This window comes from Pseudomonas sp. FBCC-B545, from assembly GCF_059134095.1.
In genome coordinates, this window is sequence record NZ_CP101441.1 from 5636859 (window position 1) to 5655115 (window position 18257).

The 18257-nt window shown below is 61.2% G+C and carries 14 protein-coding genes; 4 read left to right on the forward strand and 10 right to left on the reverse strand.

Annotated elements, in window-relative coordinates; translation table 11 throughout:
* The first annotated feature begins 29 nt into the window (after window positions 1-29).
* The 3 genes from NMB39_RS26015 (at window position 30) to nadE (ending at window position 3178) form a co-directional block, all read left to right on the forward strand.
* Window positions 30-917, forward strand: coding sequence for a LysR family transcriptional regulator (locus NMB39_RS26015; protein ID WP_057023412.1), 888 nt, complete (start codon window positions 30-32; stop codon window positions 915-917).
* 215 nt (window positions 918-1132) lie between these two features.
* Window positions 1133-2347, forward strand: a complete 1215-nt coding sequence (gene pncB, locus NMB39_RS26020) for a nicotinate phosphoribosyltransferase (RefSeq protein ID WP_003188094.1) — start codon at window positions 1133-1135, stop codon at window positions 2345-2347.
* 3 nt (window positions 2348-2350) lie between these two features.
* On the forward strand, window positions 2351-3178 hold the full coding sequence (nadE, locus tag NMB39_RS26025) for an NAD(+) synthase (RefSeq protein WP_057023413.1): 828 nt from the start codon (window positions 2351-2353) through the stop codon (window positions 3176-3178).
* Window positions 3179-3304: 126 nt separating this feature from the next.
* Here the strand turns inward: nadE and azu are convergent, their stop codons facing one another.
* Window positions 3305-3751, reverse strand: a complete 447-nt coding sequence (gene azu / locus NMB39_RS26030) for an azurin (protein WP_043047849.1) — start codon at window positions 3749-3751, stop codon at window positions 3305-3307.
* A 332-nt stretch (window positions 3752-4083) separates the two neighbouring features.
* On the opposite strand from azu, the gene NMB39_RS26035 reads away from it, so the two are divergent.
* Window positions 4084-4266: a hypothetical protein gene (locus NMB39_RS26035; protein ID WP_034117461.1), complete on the forward strand. Its 183-nt coding sequence runs from the start codon at window positions 4084-4086 to the stop codon at window positions 4264-4266.
* Between the two features lie 46 nt (window positions 4267-4312).
* Here NMB39_RS26035 and NMB39_RS26040 read toward each other — a convergent pair whose 3' ends face one another.
* From NMB39_RS26040 to dnaB, 9 genes are all read right to left on the reverse strand, one after another.
* Window positions 4313-5203, reverse strand: coding sequence for a transglutaminase family protein (locus tag NMB39_RS26040; protein ID WP_494339878.1), 891 nt, complete (start codon window positions 5201-5203; stop codon window positions 4313-4315).
* A complete protein-coding gene (locus NMB39_RS26045) occupies window positions 5203-7689 on the reverse strand; it encodes a circularly permuted type 2 ATP-grasp protein (protein ID WP_494339877.1) in 2487 nt (828 codons plus the stop codon). The genes NMB39_RS26040 and NMB39_RS26045 overlap by 1 nt, the downstream gene beginning before the upstream one ends.
* 157 nt (window positions 7690-7846) lie before the next feature.
* Entirely contained in the window at window positions 7847-11137 is a 3291-nt protein-coding gene (locus NMB39_RS26050; RefSeq protein WP_057023417.1) for a transglutaminase family protein, read from the reverse strand.
* 187 nt (window positions 11138-11324) lie between these two features.
* Complete coding sequence (locus NMB39_RS26055) at window positions 11325-11774, reverse strand: hypothetical protein (RefSeq protein WP_057023418.1); 450 nt, start codon at window positions 11772-11774, stop codon at window positions 11325-11327.
* Entirely contained in the window at window positions 11771-12691 is a 921-nt protein-coding gene (ssp4, locus tag NMB39_RS26060; protein ID WP_057023419.1) for an Ssp4 family T6SS effector, read from the reverse strand. Before ssp4 (NMB39_RS26060) ends, NMB39_RS26055 begins: the two co-directional genes overlap by 4 nt.
* A 79-nt stretch (window positions 12692-12770) precedes the next feature.
* On the reverse strand, window positions 12771-13220 hold the full coding sequence (locus tag NMB39_RS26065) for a hypothetical protein (protein WP_057023420.1): 450 nt from the start codon (window positions 13218-13220) through the stop codon (window positions 12771-12773).
* The gene (ssp4, locus tag NMB39_RS26070; RefSeq protein WP_057023421.1) at window positions 13217-14149 is read right to left on the reverse strand and encodes an Ssp4 family T6SS effector; all 933 of its coding nucleotides are present in this window, start codon (window positions 14147-14149) and stop codon (window positions 13217-13219) included. The genes NMB39_RS26065 and ssp4 (NMB39_RS26070) overlap by 4 nt, the downstream gene beginning before the upstream one ends.
* A 209-nt stretch (window positions 14150-14358) precedes the next feature.
* Complete coding sequence (locus NMB39_RS26075; protein WP_057023422.1) at window positions 14359-16662, reverse strand: YgiQ family radical SAM protein; 2304 nt, start codon at window positions 16660-16662, stop codon at window positions 14359-14361.
* Window positions 16663-16758: 96 nt separating this feature from the next.
* A complete protein-coding gene (dnaB, locus tag NMB39_RS26080) occupies window positions 16759-18156 on the reverse strand; it encodes a replicative DNA helicase (protein ID WP_494339876.1) in 1398 nt (465 codons plus the stop codon).
* Between the last annotated feature and the right edge of the window lie 101 nt (window positions 18157-18257).

The following is an 18257-nucleotide window of genomic DNA, read 5'->3' on the forward strand; positions in this document are numbered from 1 at the left end:
TTCATGCAAAGAATAAAAAGAGGCATGCCGTGCTGAACAAAAGACATTTGCCCTCGATCACCGCCCTGCAGTGTTTCGAAGCCGCCACCCGCCACCTGAGCTTTACCCGTGCAGCCGAAGAGCTGAATCTTACGCAAAGCGCGGTGAGCAAGCAGGTGGCACAGTTGGAAGAGCTGCTGCAACACCTGCTGTTTCGCCGGGTACGCCGTCGCTTGCAGATGACCCCGGCGGGTGATCTGTACTTGGTGGAAGTGCGCAAGATCCTCACCCAGGTGGAGATGTCCACCCATTACCTGCGCTCCTACGGCGGCGAGACCGAAGTGCTGCGGGTATCCACGCCCTACACCTTCGGCGCGCGCTGGCTGGTGCCGCGCCTCAAGGGTTGGCGCCTGCGCCACCCGCAGATTCACCTGGACCTGTGCAACGAGCAGGAACCTGACGAGTTACTGCAAGGCAAGGCCGATATGGCGTTCTATTTCGGCCAGGGCGCACGCCCCGGTACCGAGAGCTTGAAGCTGTTCAGCGAAGAGCTGGTACCTGTCTGTGCGCCCGACAGCCTGCCCGCCCTGCCCTTCACCGACCCCACGCGACTGAGCGAGCTGGTGCTGCTGCAAAACGCCTCGCGGCCCCAGGGCTGGCATGACTGGTTTGCCAGCCAGGGCTTGCATACCGAGCACAGCTACCACGGGCCGCGTTTCGACACCTTCTATATGTGCATCCGCGCCGCGCAGGTGGGTTGTGGCGTGGCGTTGCTGCCGCGCTTTCTGGTGGAAGAGGAACTGGCCGAGGGCAAGCTGGTGATTCCCTGGCAGCATGCAATGCCGAGCCAGGATGCCTATTACCTCGCCTACCCCGAGCATTCGGCGGAAGTGCCCAAAGTGCGAGATTTTGTGAAGTGGATGATGGAACAGGTTTAGATATTTTTTGGCTGCACCACCGCCATCGCAGGCAAGCCAGCTCCCACATTTGGAATGCATTTCAAGTGTGGGAGCTGGCTTGCCTGCGATGGGGCCAGTGGTCATTCCAAAAAAATCACTGGCAAAACCCCACAGGTCTATGCGCCACTAGCCCCCTTACTTAATTATGCGTAAAGGCCGGCGCCTCATCGCCGACCCGTCTGGAGATTCCCGTTATGAGCGAGAGTGTGTTTGCCGATCGCATCGTGCAGAACTTGCTCGACACCGACTTCTACAAGCTGACCATGATGCAGGCGGTGCTGCACAACTACCCGAATGTGGAAGTTGAATGGGAGTTTCGTTGCCGCAACAGCGAAGACCTGCGCCCGTACCTGGCGGAGATCCGCTACCAGATCGAGCGCCTCGCCGAGCTGAGCCTGAGCCCCGACCAGTTGGGTTTCCTTGAACGTATCAGCTTCATGAAGCCGGACTTCCTGCGGTTTCTCGGGCTGTTCCGCTTCAACCTGCGCTACGTGCAGACCGGTATCGAAAACGGCGAGTTGTTTATCCGCCTGCGCGGGCCGTGGCTGCATGTGATCCTGTTTGAAGTGCCGATGCTGGCCATCGTCAGCGAAGTGCGTAACCGCTACCGCTACCAGACGGTGATCCTCGAACAGGCCCGCGAGCAGCTGTACCGCAAATTCGATTGGCTGACGGCGAATGCCAGCAGCGACGAGCTCTCGGAACTGCAAGTGGCCGACTTCGGTACGCGCCGACGCTTCTCCTACCGCGTGCAGGAGGAAGTGGTCAGTGTGCTCAAGCACGATTTCCCTGGGCGTTTTGTCGGCACCAGCAACGTGCATCTGGCCCGCGAGTTCGATATGAAGCCCTTGGGGACCATGGCTCACGAATGGATCATGGCCCACCAGCAACTCGGCCCGCGCCTGATCGACAGCCAGATCGCCGCCCTCGATTGCTGGGTGCGTGAATACCGTGGCCTGCTGGGTATTGCCCTGACCGACTGCATTACCACAGACGCCTTCCTCGGCGACTTTGATTTGTACTTTGCCAAGCTGTTCGACGGGTTGCGCCATGACTCCGGCGACCCCATCCAGTGGGCGGAAAAAGCCATCGCCCACTACCACAAGCTTGGCATCGAACCGATGAGCAAAACTCTGGTGTTCTCCGACAGCCTGACGCTGCCCAAGGCCCTGGAGATTTTCCGTGCGCTGCGTGGCCGCATTAATGTGAGCTTTGGCATCGGCACCAACCTGACCTGCGATATTCCAGGGGTGGAGCCGATGAGCATCGTGCTAAAAATGACCGCATGCAATGGCCAGCCCGTCGCCAAGATCTCCGATGAAGCGGGCAAGACCCATTGCACCGACCCGAATTTTGTCGCCTATTTGCGTCACGTTTTCAAAGTACCTGCCCTTTCCAGCAAGGAGTGAATCATGCAAGCCGTACAGCGTGAGATTGCGCAGCAGCTCAAGGTCCAAGCGCCGTTCAACGACCAGGCCAGCCTTGAAGCCGAGGTCGCCCGACGCGTAGTCTTTATCCAGGACTGCCTGCGCAATTCCGGGCTCAAAACCCTGGTACTGGGCATCAGCGGCGGCGTCGACTCCCTGACCGCCGGCCTGCTGGCCCAACGGGCGGTGCAGGAGCTGCGTGCCAGCAGCGGCGACGAGTCTTATCGTTTTATCGCCGTGCGCCTGCCCTACGAAACCCAGTTCGATGAACACGACGCCCAGGCCTCGGTGGAATTCATCGAGCCGGACGAACGCCACACCGTCAACATCGGCCCGGCGGTGAAGGCCCTGGCCAATGAAGTGGCAGCGTTTGAAGGCAAGGCAGCGGTGTCCCGCGACTTCGTGCTGGGCAACACCAAGGCGCGCATGCGCATGGTGGCGCAGTACACCATCGCCGGCGCGGCGGGTGGGCTGGTGATCGGCACCGACCACGCGGCGGAAGCGGTAATGGGCTTTTTCACCAAGTTCGGCGATGGCGCCTGCGATCTGGCGCCATTGAGCGGGCTGGTGAAGAACCAGGTGCGTGCGATTGCCCGGCACTTTGGCGCGCCGGAATCGTTGGTGGAGAAAGTCCCGACCGCCGACCTGGAGGACCTGTCGCCAGGTAAGCCGGACGAAGCGTCACACGGGGTGACCTATGCCGAAATCGATGCGTTCCTGCACGGTGAGCCCGTGCGTGAAGAGGCGTTCAGGATTATCTGCGAGACCTATCGCAAGACTGAACACAAGCGGGTGATGCCGTTTGCGCCTTGAGGTGAGCCAGCTGATTTTGCAGTGATTGCCAGAATGCCATCGGGGGCAAGCCCCCTCCCACACTTTTATTTGTGAATACATTCAAATGTGGGAGGGGGCTTGCCCCCGATGAACGATGACGCGGTGTTACTTCAGGACCACGGCACCTTTCATCATCGAAATGTGGCCAGGGAACGAGCAGAAGAAGCTGTACTTCTCATCGGCCTTGAGCTTGGAGACGTCGAAGGTCACCGAGTCTTTCTCGCCAGCGCCAATGATCTTGGTGTGGGCGATGATGCGGTCATCACCGGCTTTCAGATAATCCTTATCGATGCCCGCAGCCATACCGTCAGTCGCCACAGGCTGCATGTTGGCTTCAGTGGTCAGCACCCAGTTATGCCCCATCACGTTCTTCGGCAGGTTACCCGAGTGAGTCAGCTCAACGGTGAACTGCTTGCAGCTCTTGTCGATGGTGATTTCTTTGGTGTTAAAGGACATCTGGTCGGTAGAGTCGACGGTGACCTTGCACTCTGCAGCAAGCAACTGGCCGCTCGCCAGGGTCAGCAGGGAAACAGCAACGAGTTTGGCAAACATGTGAATCTCCAAGGCAGGGTTAGAAAACGCGTATTGCGACAAGGGTGCCTCAAGCAGGCTTAGGTTCTTATGATCTGCATCAACAGATTGTATACAACTTTAGGCTATCAGCTTGATCAACACAATCAACCAGCCAAAGTGCCGCAGGCTGCCTATGATCGTCCCATTGCCCACTGGAGTTCGCGCCATGCACCTCAATCACCTGTTCAACGGCCTGCTGGCCGCCTACGCCTGCGGTAAGTGAAGGCGAAAGGCACCTTGAAGCTGCTACCATGACGACCCAAGGCAGCTGCGCGCCGCCCACCCTCACCTTCGACCCTAGAGGATCGCCCATGGCCAAACCTAATTACTCCTTCGCCAAACGTCAGAGAGACTTGGCCAAGGAACAGAAGAAAGAGGAAAAACTGCAACGCAAGAAAGCCGCTGCAGACGAAGAAGCAGGCGCACTGAACCCGGATGCGGAAGGTGAAGTGGCGACTGACGAGACCGAAACCCCGAAAGACCCGGCGGAATAAATTTTGTTGTGGTGAGCAGGCCCTCCCTGCTCACCACAACCCACCGCTATTCCAGTGGCATCACCGTTACCCGCACCTCCGGGTCATGGCTACCTCCCCCCAGAATCACCCCACGCAGCGGCGACACATCAGAGAAATCCCGGCCCCAGGCCAGGGTGATGTGCTCCAGTGCCGGCTGCACATTATTCGTCGGATCAAAATCCACCCAGCCCGACTCCGGGCAAAACACCGAGACCCAGGCATGGGACGCGTCGGCGCCGATCAACCGTGGCTGCCCGGGCGGCGGCTGGGTCAGCAGGTAACCGCTGATATAGCGCGCCGCCAGCCCACGCGAGCGCAGGCAGGCGAGCATCAAGTGGGCGAAGTCCTGGCACACCCCGCGCCGCCGCTCCAGCACCTCCACCAGCGGCGTGGCGACCTGAGTGGCTTGGGCATCGAAGGTGAACTCGCTGAAAATCTTCTGCATCAACGCCTGCGTGCCTAAAAGCAAGGGTTCGGCGGGCGGGAAGCAGCTTTCGGAGAACTCGACGAAGGTTTTCTTCAAATGCACGTAGGGCGATTCGAAGCGGTATCGACAGGCTTCGATCAGTTGCGCTGCCATGGGCTGGCTGCTGTAGGTCAAGCTGTCGCGAGTCTGGTCCCAAGCCGGCGACTGCTGGAAATCCAGCGCAGGCCGCGCCAGCACTTCCACGGTCAGCGCCGCGTTCACCAGCAATTCATCATGGGGCCGCTCGAACGCCAGGCGGGTGATCGGGTTGCCGAACACATCCAGCTCATCGCGACGCGAAGACGGCTGCGGGCTGATCTCCAGCTGCTGCCAGGTACATCGTTGCCAGGCACACTGCCGTGGCCATAAATGCGCCAACTGCTGCGCCAGGGACACCGGGCTGTCGTAGTGGTAATGGGTATCGTGGAAAATCTGATAACGCGCGCTCATCACACCGACACCGTCTGCTGGCTGACATCGTCCACATGGGCAAAATGGCGCAGCGCCAGGCGATCGGACACTTGCCCACTTTCATCGGCGACCGTTTGCAACAGGTCGGCCAGGCCGTCCAGCGCAGCACGCACGCTGGCCTTGCCGAACAACGGGTTCTCCAGGCAGCCCAGCTCGAAGCGCGCCAGGCGCTCCACCAACGGCGCCAGGCCGGTTTCCCGAGGCACACCGAAATCATCATTGAGGCGACGCAGGGTGCGGCTCACCAGTTTCAACTGGAACAGCACCGCATGGGGGTTCTGCTCATCGAGCAACAACAGGTCGAGCACCGGGATCAACTGCGGCACCGCCAGGTAGCGCGAGCGATAGGTGATGCTGCTGTTGCCCAGCTCCAGCAACCACTCCAGCCCGGCCTGATCGAACACCGCTACACCACGCAGGAACGCTGCCAGGCTGCTGCTGAGAAACTGCAGGCGCTCGATACGCCGGCCCATCATCAAGAAACGCCAGCCTTCATCGCGGGTCATATCGTCCAGGGCAAACCCGGACAGCGCCGCCAGGGACATCACCAGGCGGTTGAGGAAATCCAGCAGCTCGCCAAAATCAGGGGTCTGGCTTTCCAGCTCCATGGCTTCGCGTTGCAGCTCCACCAGCGCCTGCCAGTTTTCCCGGGACAGCTTGCCGCGTACCTGGGACGCCGCCCACTGCAGCCGCTGCAAGTTGGCGCGCAGGCTCGAAGGCCAATCATCACCGAGCAAGGCGGCGAGCAGGCGCTCGGGCAGCTCGCCCTCCTCTGGCAACAGGCGCAGGCTTTCTCCCAGTTCGATCGCTGCCTGCAATGCCAACGGATCATCGCCATCCACATAACGCGCCAGCACGACACGCAGCCAGCGCGCACTGTCGTCACAGCGTTCGCAATAGCGGCCAAACCAGAACAGGTTTTCCACCACCCGCGACGGCAAATAAGGGTCGCGACGTACCAGGTCGTGGGCGCCAATCGCACGCTGGGCACGCCACTGTTCGCCGACGCTGGCACGTTCACCCAACACCCAGGTGTCCTTGCTGGCACCGCCGCGCTGCATCGATACCACCTCAGCATCGGCCTCGGCAGCCACACGGGTCAGGGCACCGGGCAGCACGCGATACCCCTCATCACTGGCCACCGCGTACACGCGCATACCGATGGCGCGGTGTTGCAGATGATCTTCCTCGGTATGCCACACCGGCGCCTGGGACAGCTGCGCCAGCTCTTGGGCAACGTAGGCGTAAGGCCGAGCACACATACGCTCGGCCAGAGCCTGGCGTTGCTCATCGTTCAAGTCGCGACCAAACACCGGGGCGAAACTCTGCGAAGCAAATGCCGGCCTGATCAGCAGCTCCGGGAGTTTTTCCAGGGCTTCGGCCAGCACCGGCGCTTCACCGCACCACCAGGTGGCAATGGACGGCAGGATCAGCGCTTCACCGAACAGGAATTCGTTGATCTTTGGCAGGAAACCCAGCAAGCCTGGGGACTCCAACACGCCGCTGCCCAGGGCATTGGCCACCAGCACGTTACCTTGGCGCACGGCGTCGAGCAGGCCAGGCACGCCGAGGGCCGAGTCGGTACGCAGCTCCAGCGGGTCGCAGAAATCATCGTCGAGGCGGCGCATGATCGCGTGGACCCGACGCAGGCCGCTGAGGGTTTTCAGGAACACAGTGCTGTCGCGCACGGTGAGGTCGCCGCCTTCTACCAACGGGTAGCCGAGTTGGCGCGCCAGGTACAGGTGTTCGAAATAGCTCTCGTTGAAACGGCCTGGCGTGAGCAGCACGATCAGCGGTGGCTGGTCGTCGCCCGGCGCCTGGCGAGCCAGGGTTTCCTGGAGCGTGCGAAAGAAACCGGTGAGGTGCTGCACCTGCAAATCACGGTACAAGTCCGGGAACGCGCGGGACACGATGGTGCGGTTTTCCAGGGCGTAGCCGGCGCCCGACGGTGCTTGGGTACGGTCGGCGGTGACCCACCAGCGGCCATCCGGAGTGCGCGCCAGGTCCACGGCGTACAAGTGCAGGAAAGCACCGTCGGGCGGCTGAATGCCCTGGCATGGCCACAGGAAGTTGTTATGCCCGAACACCAGTTCGGCGGGCAGCAAGCCTTCCTTGATCAGGAGCTGCGGGCCATACAGGTCGGCCAGCACTGCATTGAGCAAGCGCGCACGCTGGACGATGCCGGCCGACAGCTGCCGCCACTCATCGGCGGCCAGCACATGGGGCAGCAGATCCAGCTCCCAGGGGCGATCAGCGCCCTTGGGGTCGGCGTAGACGTTGTAAGTCACACCGTTTTCCTGGATTTGCCGGGTCAGCAGCGCCTGGCGCTGGGCCAGTTGCGCGGGCGTGCTGCGTTGCAGGTGATCGAGCAAGCGCTGCCAATGGGCACGCACCGCGCCGCTCTCGTCCAGCAGTTCGTGGTAGGTGCCCGCGGTGAGCGGGTAACGGTCGAGCAAATCGGACATGGAACGCTCGGCAGGGGCAAGGGAAGTCAGGTTAACTCAAATTCACTACGATCCAATGTGGGAGGGGGCTTGCTCCCGATGGCGGTGCATCAGTGACAAATGTGCTGACTGACACTCTGCTATCGGGAGCAAGCCCCCTTCCACAGTTGGCTCGCATTCATTCCTTATTTGTTGGAAAACGGCGTAAATCCAGGGTCATTGGCATTTCATCGTTCACCTCTACAACCGGCACCGGTCGCTTGCCCGGGCTATGCCCCAAGCGGAAAAACCGCGCCATCCGCCGGCTCTCTGCCTCGTTGGCATTCACCGGCAAACTGTCGTAATTGCGTCCACCCGGATGCGCCACGTGGTATTGGCAGCCGCCCAGCGAGCGCTGCATCCAGGTGTCGAGCAGGTCGAATACCAAGGGCGCATGCACCGCAATGGTCGGTTGCAGGCAGTTGGCCGGTTGCCAGGCGCGGTAGCGCACGCCGGCGACAAACTCGCCGACGCGGCCGGTCGGTTGCAGCGGCACCGGGATGCCATTGCAGGTCAGCAGGTAGCGTTGCGCTGGCAGGCCAGTCAACTTCACTTGCAGGCGCTCCAGGGACGAATCCACGTAGCGTACCGTACCGCCCACCGCGCCCTCTTCGCCCAGCACATGCCAAGGCTCCAAGGCCTGGCGCAGTTCCAGTTCGATACCGCTGACGGCGTAGTCGCCCACCTTGGGGAAGCGGAACTCCAGGTGCGCCGCGAACCATTCGGCACGCAGCGGGTAGCCGGCCGCATTCAGTTCGACGATCACGTCGGCAAAGTCCTGCTCGATAAAGTGCGGCAACAGGAAACGGTCATGCAACTCGGTGCCCCAGCGCGCCAGTTTCGGCGGCGCGTAAGGCTCGCGCCAGAACCGTGCGACCAGCGCGCGCAATAGCAACTGCTGGGTCAGGCTCATGCGTGCATGGGGCGGCATTTCAAAGGCGCGTAATTCGAGCAAGCCCAGGCGGCCGGTGGCGCCGTCGGGGGAGTAGAGTTTGTCGATACAGAATTCGGCGCGATGGGTGTTACCCGTCACGTCGATCAGCAGGTTGCGCAACAGGCGATCCACCAGCCATGGCGGACAGTCCTCGCCCGGCGCTGGCATCTGCGCGAAGGCGATTTCCAGTTCATACAGCGCATCGTTGCGTGCCTCGTCCACCCTTGGTGCCTGGGAGGTCGGGCCGATAAACAGACCGGAGAACAAGTAGGATAGCGACGGGTGGTTATGCCAGTAGCTGATCAGGCTGCGCAGCAGGTCAGGGCGCCGCAGGAAGGGTGAGTCCTTGGGCGTCGCGCCGCCCAGCACAAAATGGTTGCCGCCACCGGTACCGGTGTGGCGCCCGTCGATCATGAATTTCTCGGTGGTCAGCCGGGTTTGCCGGGCCTCTTCATAGAGGAATTCGGTGCGCTCCACCAACTCGTCCCAGGTGGCGGACGGCTGTACGTTAACCTCGATCACACCAGGGTCCGGCGTGACCCGGAAGTTGCTCAGGCGCGTATCCGCGGGCGGCTCGTAACCTTCCAGCAGCACCGGGCAATGCAACTCTTCGGCGGTGGCCTCGATGGCGGCCACCAGTTCCAGGTAATCCTCGACGCGTTCCAGCGGCGGCATAAACAGGTACAGGCGCCCTTCCCGCGCCTCGGCGCACAGCGCGGTGCGGGTCAGCCAGTCAGCGGACTCATCGACCTTCGGCACACGCTCATCGCTCGGGGCCGGCTCGCCGTGGCTATGCAGTTGTTCGGTGGTCGGCAGGTCAGGTTGATCCTGATTCGGGTCGGTCGGGTGCACGAACGGATACTCCGCCGCCGTCACCCACGGTTGGGACGCCAAAGGCAGGCGATAGCCCAGCGGCGAATCGCCCGGCACCAGGCGGCAGTGATTATCGCGCAGGTACCAGCGACCACTCTGCCAGCGGTCATTGGCCGCGGTGCGCGTCAGGGGAAGCACGTGGCCGATGACGTTACCCAGGCCCTGAGCGAAGACTTTGCGCAGGCGTTCGCGCTCCAGTTCGTCGCTCAAGCGCGGGTCCTGGGCACTGACGTTATGCGGCAACGCGCCCTCGCGCCACAGGTAGTAGACGTTGTCTTCAAAGGCCGGGAACACAAAGCGCGCCGGCAGTTTCAAGCGCTCGGCGATGCTGGCCAGGAAGTGCCCGGCCATCGCGCCGTCAGCACCATAATCCTCTTGTTCATCGGCGATCAACGCACTGTTGTGCCAGATCGGCACTCCATCTCGGCGCCAGTAACAGTTAAGCGACCAACGCGGCAGTTGCTCGCCGGGGTACCACTTGCCCTGGCCGAAATGCACCAGGCCCTTGGGCGCATAGTGCCGGCGCAGGCGTTGGAACAGCTCGGCGGACAGGCGACGCTTGTCTGGCCCCAGGGCGGCGGTGTTCCATTCGGCGCCGTCAGGGTCGTCGATAGAGACGAAGGTCGGCTCGCCGCCCATAGTCAGGCGCACGTCGTGCTTGAGCAGGTCAGCGTCGATCTGTCGGCCCAGGGCGTGGATCGCCAGCCATTGCTCTTCGGTGTAGGGCTGGGTCACCCGTGGTGCTTCCCAGATGCGCTCCACCGACATCTCGTGGGCAAATTCGCACTCGCATGGCTCCACCAACCCGCTGATCGGCGCGGCAGATGATGGATCGGGGCTACAGGCCAACGGGATATGCCCTTCACCGGCGAACAGTCCGGAAGTCGCGTCAAGGCCGATCCAGCCAGCGCCGGGCAAATACACTTCGCACCAGGCATGCAGGTCGGTGAAGTCCACCTCGGTGCCGGACGGACCATCGAGGGCTTTGACATCGGCAGTGAGCTGGATCAGGTAACCCGAGACAAACCGCGCCGCCAGCCCCAGGTTGCGCAGCAATTGCACCAGCAGCCAGGCCGAGTCGCGGCAAGAACCGGAGGTATTTTCCAGGGTGAATTCCGGGGTTTGCACGCCTGGTTCCATGCGGATCAGGTAGCCGATATCGGCGGCCAGGCGCTGGTTCAGCCCAACCAGGAAATCCACCGCAGGTAATGGCGTACGGTCGATACCGGCCAGGTACGCGGCGAATCTTGGCGTCAGCGGCAAAGTTTCCAGGTACGGCGCCAGTTCGCGTTGCTCATCGGCGGCATAGCTGAACGGGATTTTTTCGGCATACGGCTCAAGGAAAAAATCGAATGGGTTAAACACCGCCATCTCGGCAACCAGGTCGACTTCGATGCGCAGTTCGTCCGTCTTTTCCGGGAAGACCAGACGCGCCAGGTAATTGCCCTGTGGGTCTTGCTGCCAATTAATAAAATGCTGCTCGGGCAGGACTTTGAGTGCATAAGACAAAATTCGCGTGCGGCTATGAGCTGCCGGGCGCAAACGCACAATCTGTGGGCCGAGTTCGACAGCGCGGTCATAGCGGTAGTGCGTAACGTGGTGCAACGCGACATGAATCGACACGGCGGCCTCCTGCGAGCCAGGGCATAGACACAATGTGCGCAAGACTTATGCCAGGGCCGCGGTCATTGCACTTCATCGCGGGGCCCGGTGCAGTACAGCACCAAAACAGCGCCAACGTGGGTGCCGTGGTGCAAGTGACGCACATATTTGTGGCGCGGGCATGAGAGTGAGCGGTGAACCCACCCGGTCAACGGTGTCTGTGTCGGGCAATCATGACTTGGCGCAGGCAGCGGACTTCGACCAGTTTCTGGCGCATTTCACGGTGGCGTTTGCTGTTGAACAGCAATAACCCAAGCAATGGAAACAACAGGCTCAAGGCATATACCACCCCATTCGGTTGATCATTGAGCGTTGGCAATACACCCAGAAAGCATACCCCCAGCAGCATCACTAACGGCCACATCCATTGGGGACGCCCGCGTGCAATCATGAAATTGCAGTGCACAATGACTAGCGTGAGTGCGATACCCACCAGGAAGGAGTACTTGGCGTTATCTGCCATGGACAGGCTTGGCATATAGCTGTCGAAGAACACCGGAACCGCAAACACGAGGGTGAAAATGCAGGCAAATATCGCCCCCATAAAGACTGGGAAATACGTCGACAGAAAACTGCGAATGCTAGGCAGCTCGTTCATTGCTCGGCCTCCTCATACAGCCCTATGGCAATTGTGCGCGCGTTCCCTGACACCGCACTGCCGGTAAAACCGATGGCCGCGCCCAACGCGTCCTTGATCTGCGTGACCGTTGCATGCTTGACCTCGGTGGGCGTGAACCGCTTAGGCAATTCGCCCGACAACTGCTTCAACTTGATCATCTTGGACGTCAAGCGTGGGTCGTTGATGCTCAGCAGCTCTTTGGTCAACTTGGCGCGCTCCTGTCGATTCAGGCCCCTGAGCACCTCTCTCACACTTTTCCCGGTAGAGGCCCTATTCAGCCGCACCAGCTTGACCGTTGCCAATGCCGATGAACCCACCCCAATCAACGACGCCGCATCCAGGGCAATCATGGTGTATTGGTACCATTCCTCACTGTCGAGCTGATCATTGCGCGCAGGATTGCGGATCTCATTGACCGTGCGATAGCCGCTGGCAAAACACTGCACAGAACTGGCTGCCGCAGCCGTGTAGCCGAGCGCCACGACCACCGAACTGGCCCCCGCCGAAAACGGGACCGCGACGGAACCACTGAGCACCACAATCCAACCGATGACCGCGCCGGCACACGATAGCGTGGTATTGACCGCTTCACCCACCAACCGGGACTCACGCGGATTGTCTTGCACCTGCTGGGCGAATTGCGTTGGTGCGATGTACTTCTGCGCCTCACGCAGGATCACACGCTTGGGTGCGATGCTGCAGATAGGCTGAAATTCGCGCAGAGTGACAACGTTGAAATCGGCATCGATATACACCACACCTGCACCGACAATGGCGGGGTCGGCATCAATGGCTGCAAACAGCCGCGGCAGGTTGATCTGGCTTTCGATGCGCTGGCGCGCCATGAACTGGGAGCGGTTGGAGTCCATACCGATGCCGGCCAGGGGGTTGCTCATAGGGTGTTCTTCCTTGAAGCGGTGGAGACTGGACTGATTTTCTGGCGAAGGCGCAGCGACAGCTGGTGAGTCTACCCAATCAACGGGCTTTGCGTTGCGCAATGGCCGCTTGGCGCAAATGGCGGATTTCGAGCAGCCGCTGGCGCATTTCACGATGGCGCTTGCTGTTGAGCAACAACAAACCCAGCAGCGGAAACAGCACCGCCGAGCCGTACACCAGGGTATTGAGGCCGTATTGAATCATCGGCAACACGAACAGCAGGCAGCACACCAGGTAGCCCGCCACCAGCCGAGTCGCCCAGGGGAACCCGCGTGCAATCATCACATTGCCAAACACCAGCACCGCTACCAGCACCAGAATTGCAGCTGCGGAGTAGTTGGCCTTGAGCGCCGGCTCAACACCGCGCAAATAGGTCACGCCCGCCGTGGAGACAGCCACCGAACCAGAGAAAATCGCCATGAAGATGGTGCCCATGAACACCGGAAAATAACGCGCAAGGAAACTGCGCCTATCGGGAAACCCCTTCATTCCGTCAGTTCCTCATACAGGCCAATGGCAAGCGTCGATGCCGAGCCGACGTGACCGGTTCGATAGCTGCCCCAGATACCCAACATGCCGCCCAAGGCGTCCTTGAGCTGGGTGAGCGTGGCATGACGAATTTCCGTGGAGCTGTAGCGCTTGGGCAACGTGCCGGCGCGCTGCTGCAACTTGAGCAATTTGGGGGTCAGGCTCGGGTCTTTGAGGCTGAGCAATTCCTGGGTCAACTTCTTGCGCTCCTGGCGATTCAAGCCCTTGAGCAGCTCATACCAACTCTTGCCCAAGGCAGCGGCCTTTCTGGCTTTGAGCAGCCTTAAGGTGGTGAAGGCTCCCGTTCCGATCCCGACCAACGATGCGGCATCGAGAATCGGTGACACCGCGCCATACCACTGGGCGTCGTCCATGCGGTCGTTGGCATCCGGGTCAAGGATTTCGTTATAGGTACGGGCCACGCCAAACCCGCACTGAGCACTGCTGGCCAGCGCCGCCGTGACACCAATACCCACCACAAAAGCACTGGCACCGGCGGTGAAGGGTACGGCGACGCTGCCACTGAACACCACGATCCAGCCGATCACCGCCGCCCCACAGGAAAGCCCCATATCAAAGGCCTCCTTCTGGAGGCGCCCTTCACGGGGGTCGGTCTTCACCTGCTCAACAAACTGCGCCGGCGAGATGTACTTCTGCGCCTCGCGCAAAATGACGCGCTTGGGCTTGATGCTGCAGATGGGCTTGAATTCGCGCAGGGTAATGACGTTGAAGTCGGCGTCGATGTATACGACGCCTGCGCCAACGATACCTGGATCGGCATCAATGGCTGCAAACAGCCGCGGCAGGTTGATCTGGCTTTCGATGCGCTGGCGCGCCATGAACTGGGAGCGGTTGGAGTCCATGCCGATGCCGGCCAGGGGGTTGCCCATGGTTGTTCGTCCTTGAAAGTGAGGGTGGCCGATCGGGCCTCATCGGGGGCAAGCCCCCTCCCACATTTGGACCTGTGAACACAGTCAGTGTGGGAGGGGGCTTGCCCCCGATAGCGATCTAATGGGCGCCACCTTACCAAACAGACTCACCACCGACCAGAAAGCAAAACGCCAGCACGAGGCTGGCGTTTTGTAGGTTCAGGCAGCGATCAACGCGGCACCACCGGTTTGCGCGCAGGCTTGCCGCCTTTGCCCTTGGCCGCATCGGTGCGCTCCTTCGCCGCTTGCTTGTTACGCGCCTGGGCCGCTGCCTTGGCTTGCTCACGTTTGTCCCACGGGTTGCTGCCGTCGCTGCCACGGGGTGGCAGGCCGGTGTGCTGGGTGAGTATTCTGGTCGTGGTTTCCTTGGCGACCTTGTGGCTGCCGGCCGGCGTCGAGTTCTTGCGACGGGCGCTCTGGTAGCTGTCGGTAGCTGGCTGGTGCAGCGGGATCAACTGGTCCTTGCCCGGCCCGATCAGGTCGGCACGGCCCATGCGGGTCAGCGCTTCACGCAGCATCGGCCAGCCCTTCGGGTCGTGGTAGCGCAGGAACGCCTTGTGCAGACGGCGCTGTTCTTCGCTCTTGACGATGGTCACCGCGTCGCTCTTGTAGGTGACCTTGCGCAGCGGGTTCTTGCCCGAGTGGTACATCGCCGTGGCTGTGGCCATTGGCGAGGGGTAGAACGCCTGCACCTGGTCGGCACGGAAGCCGTTGCCCTTGAGCCACAGGGCCAGGTTCATCATGTCTTCATCGGTGGTGCCTGGGTGGGCGGCGATGAAGTACGGGATCAGGTACTGCTCCTTGCCCGCTTCCTTGGTGTACTTCTCGAACATGCGCTTGAACTTGTCATAGCTGCCAATGCCCGGCTTCATCATCTGGTTGAGCGGACCTTCCTCGGTGTGTTCCGGGGCGATCTTCAAGTAGCCACCCACGTGGTGGGTCACCAGCTCTTTCACATACTCAGGCGACTCGACGGCCAGGTCGTAGCGCAGGCCGGAAGCGATCAGGATCTTCTTCACACCCGGCAACGCACGGGCGCTGCGATACAGCTGGATCAACGAAGAGTGGTCGGTGTTCAGGTTCGGGCAGATGCCAGGGAACACGCAGGATGGCTTGCGGCACGCGGATTCGATTTCCGGGCTCTTGCAGGCGATGCGGTACATGTTCGCGGTCGGGCCGCCGAGGTCGGAAATCACACCGGTGAAACCTGGGACCTTGTCGCGGATCTCTTCGATCTCGCGGATGATCGACTCTTCGGAACGGTTCTGGATAATGCGGCCTTCGTGCTCGGTGATCGAGCAGAAGGTGCAGCCGCCGAAGCAGCCACGCATGATGTTCACCGAGAAGCGGATCATGTCGTAGGCCGGGATTTTCTCCTTGCCGTACGCCGGGTGCGGTACGCGGGCGTAAGGCATGCCGAACACGTAGTCCATTTCTTCGGTGGTCATCGGGATGGGCGGCGGGTTGAACCACACGTCCACTTCCCCATGCTTCTGCACCAAGGCGCGGGCGTTGCCTGGGTTGGTTTCCAGGTGCAGCACGCGATTGGCGTGGGCGTAGAGCACCGCGTCACCACGGACTTTTTCCACCGACGGCAGGCGGATCACGGTCTTGTCGCGGGTCATGCGCGGGCTGGCCAGGATCTGCACGACCTTGGCTTCTTCCGGATCGTCCACCGGCCCCTTTTCCTGCTCGATGGCGCAGGCCTGGGTGTCCTGGGTGTTGACGTACGGGTTGATGATCTTGTCGACCTTGCCCGGGCGATCGATGCGCGTGGAGTCCACTTCGTACCAGCCCGCCGGCGTGTCGCGGCGAATGAACGCGGTGCCGCGCACATCGGTGATGTCTTCGATCTTGTGGCCCCACGACAGGCGCTGGGCCACCTCGACGATCGCGCGCTCGGCGTTGCCGTACAGCAGGATATCGGCGGCGGCGTCGATCAGGATCGAGTTGCGCACACGGTCCTGCCAGTAGTCATAGTGGGCGATGCGGCGCAGGGAGGCTTCGATGCCGCCCAGTACGATCGGAACGTTCTTGTAGGCTTCCTTGCAACGCTGGCTGTACACCAGACTGGCGCGGTCCGGGCGTTTGCCGGCCATGCCACCGGGGGTGTAGGCGTCGTCGGAGCGAATTTTCTTGTCGGCGGTGTAGCGGTTGATCATCGAGTCCATGTTGCCGGCCGCGACACCGAAGAACAGGTTCGGCTCGCCGAGCTTCATGAAATCGTCTTTGGACTGCCAGTTCGGCTGGGCAATGATCCCGACGCGGAAGCCCTGGGCCTCCAGCAGCCGGCCGATGATTGCCATGCCGAACGACGGATGGTCAACGTAGGCATCACCGGTGACGATGATGATGTCGCACGAATCCCAGCCAAGCTGATCCATCTCCTCCCTGCTCATCGGCAGGAATGGCGCAGGACCGAAACATTCGGCCCAGTACTTGGGATAGTCAAATAACGGCTTGGCTGTTTGCATGACGGTGACCGGTGTTGAGATGAAAAATCGCGGGCGCGGAATATAGCACAAATTTTGACCAATTCCGACGGTAATGGTCGGAATTGAGCAGACGGGTTATTCGTCGTCGTCGAAGTTATAGCTGCCCGGCGCCAGGTTCTCGAAGCGCGTGTACTTACCGATGAACGCCAGGCGGATAAAGCCGATGGGGCCGTTTCGCTGCTTGCCGATGATGATCTCGGCGATGCCTTTGTGCTCGGTCTCGGGGTGGTACACCTCGTCGCGGTACACAAACATGATGACGTCGGCATCCTGCTCGATCGCTCCGGATTCACGCAAGTCGGAGTTCACCGGGCGCTTGTTGGGCCGTTGTTCCAGGGAACGGTTGAGCTGGGACAGGGCCACGACCGGGCAGTTGAATTCCTTGGCCAGGGCTTTCAGCGACCGGGAGATTTCGGAAATCTCGTTGGTGCGGTTGTCACCACTGGAACCCGGGATCTGCATCAGCTGCAAGTAGTCGATCATGATCAGCGCGATGTCGCCGTGCTCGCGCACCAGGCGGCGGGTACGCGCACGCATTTCGGAAGGGCTGATACCTGCGGTGTCGTCGATGAACAGCTTGCGGTCGTTGAGCAGGTTGACCGCCGAGGTCAGGCGCGGCCAGTCGTCGTCCTCCAATTGGCCGGAACGCACTTTGGTCTGGTCGATACGCCCCAGGGACGAGAGCATACGCATGATCAGCGATTCGCCTGGCATCTCGAGGGAGTACACCAGCACCGCCTTGTCGCTGCGCAGTACGGCGTTTTCCACCAGGTTCATGGCAAAGGTGGTCTTACCCATGGACGGACGACCGGCGACGATGATCAAGTCGGACGGCTGCAGGCCGCTGGTCTTTTCGTCGAGGTCGGTGTAGCCGGTGGAAATACCGGTAATGGCGGCATCGGTGTTGAACAAGGTGTCGATGCGATCGATGGCCTTGGTCAGCAGGTCGTTGACACTGACCGGGCCACCGGTCTTGGGCCGCGCTTCGGCGATCTGGAAGATCTGGCGCTCGGCTTCGTCAAGGATCTCGGCGGCGGTACGGCCTTCGGGGTTGAAGGCGCTGTCGGCGATTTCAGTACTGATGCCGATCAACTGGCGCAGGGTGGCGCGCTCGCGGACGATCTGCGCATAGGCCTTGATGTTGGCGACGGACGGGGTGTTTTTCGCCAGTTCACCGAGGTAGCCCAGGCCGCCAACCTGGGAGGTCTGGCCTTCCTTGTCCAACTGCTCGGCCAGGGTCACCACGTCGATCGGTGAGTTCTGGTCGGCCAGCTTGGCGATGGCGCGGAAGATCAGGCGGTGGTCATGACGATAGAAGTCGCCGTCCGAGACTTGATCCAGCACGCGTTCCCAGGCGTTGTTGTCCAGCATCAAGCCACCGAGCACGGCCTGTTCGGCCTCGATGGAATGCGGCGGCACCTTCAGGACAGCGGTTTGCAGATCGTATTGCTCAGGAGCGGAGATTTCGTTCATGGCCACTTGGAATTTGGGGGTATGTAGAAAAACAAAAGGCACGACCTGTAAACAGGATCGTGCCCGATGTTAACCGGCTGACACGCGAGGTGCCAGTCAGT

Bases quoted from the DNA above. Each gene is read 5' to 3' on its own strand.
- pncB (WP_003188094.1), top strand. From the start codon at position 1,133: ATGAGCGAGAGTGTGTTTGCCGATCGCATCGTGCAGAACTTGCTCGAC.
- nadE (WP_057023413.1), top strand. From the start codon at position 2,351: ATGCAAGCCGTACAGCGTGAGATTGCGCAGCAGCTCAAGGTCCAAGCG.
- azu (WP_043047849.1), bottom strand. From the start codon at position 3,751: ATGTTTGCCAAACTCGTTGCTGTTTCCCTGCTGACCCTGGCGAGCGGC.
- NMB39_RS26035 (WP_034117461.1), top strand. From the start codon at position 4,084: ATGGCCAAACCTAATTACTCCTTCGCCAAACGTCAGAGAGACTTGGCC.
- NMB39_RS26040 (WP_494339878.1), bottom strand. From the start codon at position 5,203: ATGAGCGCGCGTTATCAGATTTTCCACGATACCCATTACCACTACGAC.
- NMB39_RS26045 (WP_494339877.1), bottom strand. From the start codon at position 7,689: ATGTCCGATTTGCTCGACCGTTACCCGCTCACCGCGGGCACCTACCAC.
- NMB39_RS26055 (WP_057023418.1), bottom strand. From the start codon at position 11,774: ATGAACGAGCTGCCTAGCATTCGCAGTTTTCTGTCGACGTATTTCCCA.
- ssp4 (WP_057023419.1), bottom strand. From the start codon at position 12,691: ATGAGCAACCCCCTGGCCGGCATCGGTATGGACTCCAACCGCTCCCAG.
- NMB39_RS26065 (WP_057023420.1), bottom strand. From the start codon at position 13,220: ATGAAGGGGTTTCCCGATAGGCGCAGTTTCCTTGCGCGTTATTTTCCG.
- ssp4 (WP_057023421.1), bottom strand. From the start codon at position 14,149: ATGGGCAACCCCCTGGCCGGCATCGGCATGGACTCCAACCGCTCCCAG.
- NMB39_RS26075 (WP_057023422.1), bottom strand. From the start codon at position 16,662: ATGCAAACAGCCAAGCCGTTATTTGACTATCCCAAGTACTGGGCCGAA.
- dnaB (WP_494339876.1), bottom strand. From the start codon at position 18,156: ATGAACGAAATCTCCGCTCCTGAGCAATACGATCTGCAAACCGCTGTC.